Here is a 6,542-nt window from a genome sequence, read left to right as displayed (position 1 = left end):
TTTTCAATGTGCTCCTTGCCACCACGTGACAACTTCTATATATTAGCACAAGCCTCACTTCCTGTCAACAACTTTTCAGAAGTTTTTTCGAAGTTTTTGGTCAGTGCTTGTTGCTGGTAGCAACTCATATATCATATCAGTCTGGGCTATGCTTGTCAAACACTTTTTAGCTCTTTTTTCAAACTTTTTAGTGAATGTTCGCTAGCTCTCAGACCTACTCTATAATATCATTACAACCGCTTCAGGTCAAGCCCTTTTTGGGGATTGGCCGGCAGCTTTTTTTAGCTGTCGCTGTCGTAAGGACTCTAGTAATATACCATGGTCCACTTACTAGTGTCAACCACTTTTTCCATCTTTTTTGGCTTCTTTGAAAACTTGTGTTTAAGGCTCTTTGGGGCCCTCTTTGGCCACAAGATATAGTGGTAGAAAAAGACAAGCAGGGAAGTCCATCTGGATCCCTGCTTGATTCTGCCTATTATATAGTAGAAAGTCTTATAAGCGGCTGTTCAATTCTGCAGCTAAGTCTTCAAAACCTGGCTTGCCTAAGAGGGCAAACATATTCTTCTTGTAGGCTTCTACCCCTGGTTGGTCGAATGGGTTAACCCCATTGAGGTAACCAGAAATAGCAACCGCAATTTCGAAGAAGTAGACTAAGTAACCTAAGCTGTAGGCGTCCATCGCTGGAATGCTTACGACTAAGTTAGGCACTTGGCCATCGATGTGAGCCAAGAGTGTCCCTTGGAAGGCTTTGGTGTTAACGAAGTCAACTGTTTGACCTTGTAAGTAACCTAAACCATCGGTATCAACTTCTTGTTCTGGAATGACCACGTCATGGCGAGGCGTCTCAACCTTGACAACCGTCTCGAAGATGTTGCGACGGCCTTCTTGGATGTATTGACCCAAGGAGTGTAAGTCAGTAGAGAAGTTAGCACTTGATGGGTAAATGCCCTTGAAGTCTTTCCCTTCTGATTCACCGAAGAGTTGTTTCCACCATTCGTTGAAGAAGGCCATACCTGGTTCGTAGTTAACCAAGAGTTCGGTTACTTTACCTTTACGGTAGAGAATGTTACGAATCGCTGCATATTGGTAAGCTTGGTTGCTTGCTAAATCTGCTTGGCTGTATTCGGCCATAGCAGCTGCTGCCCCTTGCATCATAGCTTGGATGTCGCCACCTGCAACAGCGATTGGCAAGAGCCCAACTGGTGTTAAGACAGTGAAACGTCCGCCGATTGCATCTGGGATAACGAAAGTTTGGTAACCTTCTTGGTCAGCTTCTGCCTTGAGGGCCCCACGCTTAGCATCAGTGGTTGCGTAGATACGTTTGATGGCTTCTTCCTTACCATACTTAGCAATCAATTTTTCCTTGAGGACACGGAAACCAACGGCTGGTTCAGTAGTGGTCCCTGATTTAGAAATAACGTTGATTGAGAAGTCACGGTCGCCAATCAAGTCTAATAAGTCATGTAAATAAGTAGAAGAAATGCTGTTACCAGCAAAGACTACTTGTGGCATCCCCTTGCGGCCAGCCTTCATATTATAGAAGCTATCGTTCAAGAACTCGATGGCTGCACGAGCGCCTAGGTATGAACCCCCGATCCCGATAACCACTAAGACATCAGAATCTTGACGGATTTTCTCAGCAGCTGCTTGAACTTGGGCAAATTCTTCCTTATCGTATGCTTCAGGCCAAGTTACCCAACCGGTGTAGTCACTACCTGCCCCTGTACCCTCACGCAATTGACGGTCAGCTACGGTCACGTAGTCTTGGAGTTGAGTTAGTTCGTGTTCGCCAAAGAATTTTTTGGCAGTAGAGTAATCAAATTTAATATGTGCCATTTTTTCCTACCTCTTGTCTAGCTAGTATTGGACTAGTTTATTTGATTTGTTGCTTGACTTCAAAGCGATCTTCTTCAATGGATTGAAGGGCGCTGTCAATCCATTCCGGCAACTTCTTAGCCACACTGGAAAAGCCAATGTCAGGCAAGTGGCGCTTGGCGCGCTTCTTGGTCCGGGCTGGATACGGCGGGGTGTTGAGCTTCATCAAGACCCGCATGGACAGGCTAATCTTCTTGGTATATTCATCAATGTCAATGACCATGACCTTGACCTTGTCGCCTACCTTAATCTGGTTGCTGAGCTCATTCATGTAGCCATGCTTGCACTCGGAAATGTGAACCAGACCTTGTTCGGTTGGCGAGAGACCGACGAAGACGCCATAATTTTGGATGCCTGTGATTTGGCCTTCAACGATATCGCCTATTTTAAATTCAGTCATAGGATGTCACCATCCTTGCTTATTCTAACACATCAATCGTCTCAATCACAACAGGTTCTACCGGTTTATCTTGGAGACCGGTAACAACTTTATTGATTGCAATGACGACATCCATGCCTTCTACCACATGACCGAAGACCGTGTGGCGTTGGTCCAACCAAGGTGTCCCGCCCTCTGTTGCATAGGCTGCCACGATTTCTTCAGGGAAACCCAGTTCCTGCATTTGGCCCAACATGGTGCTTGGTACATTGCTAGCTGTTACGATAAAGAATTGGCTGCCGTTAGTATTAGGCCCTGCGTTAGCCATGGAAAGGGCCCCCTTCAAGTTGTAGAGCTCACGTGAGAATTCATCTTCGAAGCTCTCGCCGTAGATGCTCTCGCCACCCATACCGGTACCGCTTGGGTCGCCCCCTTGAATCATGAAGTCTTCAATGACTCGGTGGAAAATCACGCCGTCATAGTAGCCTTGCTTAGCAAGACCAACGAAGTTAGCCACGGTCTTAGGTGCTAGCTCTGGGAAGAGGGCTACCTTAATGTCGCCGTGGTTGGTTTTAATTAAAGCATGTAAGCTGGCTTGGGCCAGATCAAGTTGTGGATATGTCATGAATCATCCTCCTATTGTTAATGGTTGAATATCATCTATATGATACACTAAATCCCGTCAGATTCAAATCAAAAGTGACCTTCTCATGATTTTTCTTGAGAATTTACGGCTTCCTACTAGTTTCAAGTCGCATTTTTTGATATTATCTAATAGATACCTGTATAAGGAGAAGGAGGGAGCCCCCCACTTATGAATACCATATTGCTGACATCTCTTGTCGCGATTCTCTTCACTCAAGCTATTAAATACCCTATTGCCCTCGTGACTAACCGTCATAAGGTCAAAGTAAATATTGTCATGACCACTGGCGGCATGCCAAGTTCCCATTCGGCCGCAGTTAGCAGCCTGATTACCAGCCTGGTGCTGGAATACGGCTTTGAATCCCCTCTGGTGGCCATTGCCACTATCTTCGGGGTCATCGTCATGTTTGACTCCATGGGCGTGCGTCGCCAGAGTGGTGAGCAGGGTCTTCTGCTCAACCTCTTAGCTAAGCGTCGCCTGCAAGACCCGGAGATCCAAGCTGACTTCCGCCGCCTGCAAGAAAGCCACGACATCGATCACTATGAAGATATGATCATCGAAAAATACCTGGGCCATCGCCCCACCGAAGTGGTGGTCGGCGTCTTAGTCGGCGTTCTAGTCGCCTTCGTCAGCCGGGCCATCTATCTCAGTCTCTAAGAAATCTGGTGCAAGGACCCTGGACTTGCCCTTTTCTTTTGCCTTAAAAACTATGATTGAATAAGGAGTCCCTACTATGTCTCAAATTTACGACATCACCATCATCGGTGGCGGGCCGGTCGGCCTCTATGCTGCCTTTTACGCCGGCATGCGCCAGGCCAAGACCAAAATCATCGAAAGCCTAGACTTATTAGGCGGCCAGCCAGCCCACCTCTACCCTGAGAAGGCCATCTACGATATTCCGGCCCACTACCAAATCAAGGGGGGCGACCTCACCCAATCTCTGATTCAACAACTGGACCACTTCGACACCACCATCTGTACCGGCCAGGAAGCCCGTCAACTGATTCAGCATGAAGATGAAGACGGCAAGCCCTACTATGAAATTCAGACCCCGCAAGCCAGTCATTTTAGCCGCGCGGTTATTATTGCCGTAGGCAACGGGGCCTTTCGTCCTCGTAAATTGGACTTGCCCGAGGCGCCAGACTTTGAAGGAAAATCGCTTCATTATTTCGTCCGCCAACCTGAGGCCTTCCAAGATCGGGTCGTAGCCATCTGTGGCGGGGGCGACTCGGCGGTTGACTGGGCCTTAGCCCTTGAACCCTACGCCAAGCAGGTCCACCTAATCCATCGCAGACCCCAGTTCCGGGCCCACGAACACAGTGTCAGCCTGTTGGAGTCTTCTAGCGTCAAGATTTGGACCCCTTATATTCCAGTTGCCCTCCATGGCCAAGACGGCCAGCTTGACCACCTAACCTTGCAAGTGCCACGCCAAGAAGAAAAGGTCAACTTAGACGTCGATGACTTCATCGTCAGCTACGGCTTCGTCTCTTCCTTAGGCGAAATCGCCAAGTGGCCCCTTACCATCAAGCGTCAGACTATCGAGACCGGCAGCTGCCACCAAACTAATTTGCTAGGTGTCTATGCTATCGGGGATATTGCCCAATACCAAGGCAAGACTAAGCTGATTGCGACTGGCTTTGGCGAAGCCACTACGGCCGTTAGCCACGCTATGGCCAGCCTCTATCCAGAGCGCAACAATCTACATGTTCACAGTTCCTCCCTTTTCGAGGACAAATAAAAAGACGAGGCCTAGGCCTCGTCTTTTTATACTTATTCAGCTACTAATTCCACTTCGATGTTGCCTTTTACTGCTTTAGTGTAAGGGCAGATGTTTTCTGTCTCTTGAACATAGCGTAAGGTTTCTTCTGGGCTCAAGCCTTCAATAGATACAATTAATTTAGCTGCTAGGTGCAAGCTGTTAGTATCTGGCAGGTCGCCTAAGAGCACTACTTCAGCGCGCACTTGGCGTTGACGGTCGCCTAAGCCATCACGTTGTAATGGGAAGGACAAAGCCCCATTGAAGCAGGCAGACAAACCAGCTGCGAAGAGTTCTTCTGGGTTGGTGTAACCTTCTTTTTTAGCCATGCTAGTCTTAAGGTTTAAGTCCCCTGTTACGGATTTAACTTCGCCATCACGGCCACCTGTGTTCACGACGGTTGATAATGAAATTTTTTTGCTCATTCTTACTTCCTCCTCGATTAGGTTATCCTCATTATAGCATAAGCTTATGCAAAGCGTATTCAAAATGCTTGAGGAGCGAAGAATTTGGCAAAAAGCCAGGACCACAAGCCATAGAGGGCCAGAATAAGTGCCGTCAGTCCCAAAAAATAAGACTGGGGCAGAATCCAGATGACGGGGTCTAGACGCGGATCGAAGAGCCAGAGCTCATTGGCGAAGAAGAGCCGATGGAAGGCCACAAAGGCCTGGTCAAAGAAGAGTAGCATCCCTAGTCCTAGTAGGGCTAGCCCCCACTGGCCTTGCTTAAGCGCCTGCCAATAGGACCAGGAGTTGAATTGCCCTTGGCGGGCCCAACGCCAGATAAGGACATTGAGCAGGAGAGCTAGCAAGACCAGACCGATTATGAGCGTCCGAACCTCAGCAAAGTGCTGTCGTCCTCCGGCTGAACTGGCAAAGTGCGCCAGCTCCAGGCTGGGCCGCCAGACTTGCCATAGATAGGTCCAGATGCGCATAAAGTCCTCATAGACTGCTGACTTTAACAGACCCGCAATGTGGGGAATCCAATCTAATTGCAGATAGACCCCATAGAGCAAGGGGGCCAGGAGAATGGTCCCCAAGACAGCATTGGCCAGGCCACCCAAGAGACTGACTCCCGCCCGAATCCAGGCCCTTATTTGTTCCATGACTAGAGCTCCCAAGTGGAGAGATCTGGCCGGACGTAGGTTGGTTGCACTGGCACGGACTTGAGATCTTCTTCTTGAGTAAAGCCTGTTAAGACCAACAAGGTATCCATACCGGCATTAATCCCCACCTTGATGTCGGTCTCGTAATTATCACCAATCATAAGGACTTGATCCTTGGTCAAGCCCAGGGTATGGAGACCACCCTCCAGAATAGGACTGAAAGGTTTGCCCATAACGACCGGTTCTACCTGACTGGCATACTGAATAAAGGAAGTCAAGGCCCCTGAGCTTGGCATCATGCCCCGTTCAGTTGGGATGTTACTGTCGGTATTGGTCACCAAGAAAGCCGCCCCATTCCGAATAGCTAGGACCGCAATGGACAGGGCTTCATAGGTGGTCTGACGGTCCAAGGCTTGGACCACCACTTGAGCCGATTCATCTTCCACTAGCGTGAAGCCGGCTGCCGCCACCTGTTCTTTAAGAGGTGCTTCGCCCACTACATAGACCGTTTGTCCCTCATGGTGGGCATGCAGATAGTCGATAATGGCCATGGCGGAGGTATAGACATGTTTCTCGGTCACAGGCAATTCATACTGGGTGCTGAGGGCATGAGCCACTTGAGCTGCCGAGCGCGTCGCATTATTGGTAATGAAGAGGAAGGGAATGTCTTGCGCCACTAACTTCTTAATGAAGGCTTCGGCCGTCGGAATACGATTCTTGCCGAAGTAGACCGTTCCATCTAAATCAATCAAATAACCTGCGTAGTCTTTCATAGGGACCT

8 protein-coding genes are annotated in these 6,542 nt (G+C 48.7%); 2 read left to right on the top strand and 6 right to left on the bottom strand.

All coding sequences use genetic code 11. The features are described 5' to 3' along the window. Positions 1-492: 492 nt before the first annotated feature. The 3 genes from RWO08_RS09275 to RWO08_RS09265 are packed head-to-tail and all read right to left on the bottom strand — an operon-like array spanning position 493 to position 2,879. Positions 493-1,836, bottom strand: coding sequence for a glucose-6-phosphate isomerase (locus tag RWO08_RS09275; RefSeq protein WP_303823044.1), 1,344 nt, complete (start codon positions 1,834-1,836; stop codon positions 493-495). A 37-nt stretch (positions 1,837-1,873) separates the two neighbouring features. Further along, complete coding sequence (locus tag RWO08_RS09270) at positions 1,874-2,275, bottom strand: CvfD/Ygs/GSP13 family RNA-binding post-transcriptional regulator (RefSeq protein WP_023392268.1); 402 nt, start codon at positions 2,273-2,275, stop codon at positions 1,874-1,876. A gap of 19 nt (positions 2,276-2,294) precedes the next feature. Then, positions 2,295-2,879 carry a peptidylprolyl isomerase gene (locus tag RWO08_RS09265; protein ID WP_023392269.1) on the bottom strand — a complete coding sequence of 195 codons (585 nt, stop codon included), beginning with the start codon at positions 2,877-2,879 and terminating at the stop codon, positions 2,295-2,297. Positions 2,880-3,068: 189 nt separating this feature from the next. Here RWO08_RS09265 and RWO08_RS09260 point away from each other — a divergent pair, with 189 nt between their 5' ends. Together RWO08_RS09260 and RWO08_RS09255 are read left to right on the top strand one after the other, a co-directional pair. Next, positions 3,069-3,557: a divergent PAP2 family protein gene (locus RWO08_RS09260; RefSeq protein WP_268445553.1), complete on the top strand. Its 489-nt coding sequence runs from the start codon at positions 3,069-3,071 to the stop codon at positions 3,555-3,557. 76 nt (positions 3,558-3,633) lie between these two features. Next, complete coding sequence (locus RWO08_RS09255; protein WP_314211900.1) at positions 3,634-4,638, top strand: NAD(P)/FAD-dependent oxidoreductase; 1,005 nt, start codon at positions 3,634-3,636, stop codon at positions 4,636-4,638. A gap of 32 nt (positions 4,639-4,670) precedes the next feature. On the opposite strand, the gene RWO08_RS09250 is transcribed toward RWO08_RS09255, so the two are convergent. The 3 genes from RWO08_RS09250 to RWO08_RS09240 are packed head-to-tail and all read right to left on the bottom strand — an operon-like array spanning position 4,671 to position 6,534. After that, positions 4,671-5,081: an Ohr family peroxiredoxin gene (locus RWO08_RS09250; RefSeq protein ID WP_070755835.1), complete on the bottom strand. Its 411-nt coding sequence runs from the start codon at positions 5,079-5,081 to the stop codon at positions 4,671-4,673. A gap of 59 nt (positions 5,082-5,140) precedes the next feature. Further along, on the bottom strand, positions 5,141-5,761 hold the full coding sequence (locus RWO08_RS09245) for a TIGR01906 family membrane protein (protein WP_314211899.1): 621 nt from the start codon (positions 5,759-5,761) through the stop codon (positions 5,141-5,143). 2 nt (positions 5,762-5,763) lie between these two features. Next, a complete protein-coding gene (locus RWO08_RS09240) occupies positions 5,764-6,534 on the bottom strand; it encodes a TIGR01457 family HAD-type hydrolase (protein ID WP_070755833.1) in 771 nt (256 codons plus the stop codon). Positions 6,535-6,542 lie beyond the last annotated feature (8 nt).

This window comes from uncultured Abiotrophia sp., from assembly GCF_963520105.1.
Classification (GTDB): Bacteria; Bacillota; Bacilli; order Lactobacillales; family Aerococcaceae; genus Abiotrophia.
The sequence above is the reverse complement of the archived record's forward strand: the minus strand, read 5'-3'. Positions and strand labels throughout refer to the sequence as shown.

What these genes read in the sequence shown, in the direction of transcription:
- RWO08_RS09275 (WP_303823044.1), bottom strand. Translation starts at nt 1,836, where the DNA reads ATGGCACATATTAAATTTGATTACTCTACTGCCAAAAAATTCTTTGGC.
- RWO08_RS09270 (WP_023392268.1), bottom strand. Translation starts at nt 2,275, where the DNA reads ATGACTGAATTTAAAATAGGCGATATCGTTGAAGGCCAAATCACAGGC.
- RWO08_RS09265 (WP_023392269.1), bottom strand. Translation starts at nt 2,879, where the DNA reads ATGACATATCCACAACTTGATCTGGCCCAAGCCAGCTTACATGCTTTA.
- RWO08_RS09260 (WP_268445553.1), top strand. Translation starts at nt 3,069, where the DNA reads ATGAATACCATATTGCTGACATCTCTTGTCGCGATTCTCTTCACTCAA.
- RWO08_RS09255 (WP_314211900.1), top strand. Translation starts at nt 3,634, where the DNA reads ATGTCTCAAATTTACGACATCACCATCATCGGTGGCGGGCCGGTCGGC.
- RWO08_RS09250 (WP_070755835.1), bottom strand. Translation starts at nt 5,081, where the DNA reads ATGAGCAAAAAAATTTCATTATCAACCGTCGTGAACACAGGTGGCCGT.
- RWO08_RS09245 (WP_314211899.1), bottom strand. Translation starts at nt 5,761, where the DNA reads ATGGAACAAATAAGGGCCTGGATTCGGGCGGGAGTCAGTCTCTTGGGT.
- RWO08_RS09240 (WP_070755833.1), bottom strand. Translation starts at nt 6,534, where the DNA reads ATGAAAGACTACGCAGGTTATTTGATTGATTTAGATGGAACGGTCTAC.